Annotated in this window: 2 protein-coding genes; both read right to left on the bottom strand. The window is 72.4% G+C overall.

The features are described 5' to 3' along the window. Nucleotides 1-1,003, bottom strand: a 1,003-nt coding sequence (locus AOK24_RS35490) for a fumarylacetoacetate hydrolase family protein (protein ID WP_055724087.1), incomplete at its 3' end; no start/stop codon positions are given. A 206-nt stretch (nucleotides 1,004-1,209) separates the two neighbouring features. Continuing rightward, a complete protein-coding gene (locus tag AOK24_RS35485; protein WP_055724086.1) occupies nucleotides 1,210-2,088 on the bottom strand; it encodes a dioxygenase family protein in 879 nt (292 codons plus the stop codon). Nucleotides 2,089-2,240 lie beyond the last annotated feature (152 nt).

Below are 2,240 nucleotides of genomic sequence, written 5' to 3'. Positions count from 1 at the left end.
CCCCCCGTTCCCCCTTCTCCGCCCCGGACACCGTGCCGGAGGCGAAGAGGTCGCCGGTCCGGGTCGGTGCGCCGTTCACGGTCAGGTGCGCCAGCATCTGCGCGGGCGACCAGTACATCGCGGAGTACGGCGGCCGGGAGACGACCTCGCCGTTCCACTCGATCTCCAGGGAGATGTCGAGCCCCCAGGGGCGGTCGAGCGCGAGGTAGGGGAGGACGGCCGGTTCCTGGACCGGCGTGTCCACCTTCGCCTCGGTCAGGGCCAGCAGGGGGACCACCCACGGCGAGACGGTCGACGCGAAGGACTTGCCGAGGTTGGGCCCGAGGGGGACGTACTCCCAGGCCTGGATGTCGCGCGCGGACCAGTCGTTGAAGAGGACGGCGCCGAAGATGTGGGACTCGGCGTCGGCGACGGGGATGGGCGAGCCCATCGGATTGCCGGTGCCGACCACGAACCCGATCTCCGCCTCGATGTCGAGCCGGACGGAGGGCCCGAACACGGGCGCCGGATCGCCGGGCGACTTGCGCTGGCCGCAGGGCCGTACGACGTCCGTGCCGGAGACGACGACGGAGGCGGAGCGGCCGTGGTAACCGACGGGCAGGTGCTTCCAGTTGGGGAGCAGGGGCTCGGGGTTGTCGGGCCGGAAGAGGCGGCCGAGGTTGGCGGCGTGGTGTTCGGACGCGTAGAAGTCGACGTAGTCGGCGACCTCGAAGGGGAGGTGGAGGGTGACGTCCGAGAGGGGGTGGACGGCGTCGGGGGGTACGTCCCCGTCTAGCGCGGCGGTGATCGCGGCGCGGACGGCGACCCAGCGGTCGTACCCCTGCGCCATGAACGGGTTGAGCGCGGGCGCGGCGAAGACCTCGTCGCCGAGGAGGAGCGCGAGGTCGACGACGTGGTCGCCGTAGCGCGTCGCGACGCGGGGCGGGGCGCCGGGGCGGGAGTAGACGCCGTACGGCAGGTTGGCGAGCCCGAAGAGGGAGTCGGCCGGGGCGGAGAGCCGCATGGGGGACCTGGACCTTTCTGTCGCCGCGATCACCGCACGCTAGGTCGCGGCCCCGGGGCCGTCAAGGCAGCCTCACGAGGGACAGTTCGCTCAGCCGACGTCACCGCCTGCGAGTACGCGCCCGCGGCCGGTGACGCACACGGCGGCTTCGGCGGTGTCGACCGCAAGCGGTTCGTCGGAGCGGCCGACGTCTGGGCCACCCCCGCCTAGGCCACCTCGAACGACCGCTTCGCGAAGCCCATCATGAAGCCGTCGATGGTGGTGCGGACGGCCCGCTCCGGGCTGTCCGCGCTGCCGAGGGCGATGAAGAGGGGGAGGAAGTGGTCGGGGGTGGGGTGCGCGTACGGCATGCCGGGCGCGCGGGTGGCGTACGCGGCGAGTTCGTCGACGTCGCCCTTGGCAAGCGCCTCGGCGGCCCACTGGTCGAAGTCGGAGGACCAGGCGGGGACGACGCCCTCGAACATCTCGCGGGTGACGAACGGCAGGCCGTGCGTCATGAAGCCGGAGCCGATGACCAGAACGCCCTCTGCGCGCAGGTCCGCGAGGCGGCGCCCGAGGTCCATCAGGCGGGCCGGATCGTGGGTCGGCAGGGACAGCTGGAGTACGGGGACGTCCGCGAGGGGGTACATCGCCATCAGCGGCACCCACGCGCCGTGGTCGAGGCCCCGGTTCGTGTGCTGGTACAGGGGCTCGCCGTCCGGCATGGCCGCGGCGACGCGGTGGGCCAGCGCGGTGGCGTCGGGGGTGTCGTACGTCATGCGGTAGTAGCGGGGGTGGAAGCCGCCGAAGTCGTACACCAGCGGCGTGTGCGCGGCGGACGCGGAGATCGCGAGGGGTGCGTCCTCCCAGTGCGCGGAGACGATCAGGATCGACTTCGGCTTGGGCAGGCGCTGCGCCCAGTCGAGGAGTTCCCGCAGCCAGGGGCCATCGTCGAAGAGAGGCGGGGCGCCGTGGCTGAGGTAGAGGGCGGGGAGGGGGCCGTCGGCAGGGGTCCACTCGCGGTGGGCGCGGGCACGGACCAGGGCGCCGGGGAGAAACGCGTCGTACGCGCCGGCCGGTGTCGCGGGGTTGAGCACGGAGGACATGCGGGGGCCTTTCGGACGGAGGGCGCAGCCTGCGCGAGGTTCCCTGGCGCGGGGTCCAGCCGGCCACGGCTACTGCTGCCGGCCCCCGGTAAGAGGCGCCGGCATGCAACAGCGACTATACTTGAAATATCAAACGACTCCGCGTGAAGGAA

Source organism: Streptomyces niveiscabiei (assembly GCF_001419795.1).
GTDB lineage: Bacteria > Actinomycetota > Actinomycetes > Streptomycetales > Streptomycetaceae > Streptomyces > Streptomyces niveiscabiei.
The sequence above is the reverse complement of the archived record's forward strand: the minus strand, read 5'-3'. Positions and strand labels throughout refer to the sequence as shown.

Excerpts from the sequence above, each read along its gene's own strand:
- AOK24_RS35485 (WP_055724086.1), bottom strand. The coding sequence starts at position 2,088 with ATGTCCTCCGTGCTCAACCCCGCGACACCGGCCGGCGCGTACGACGCG.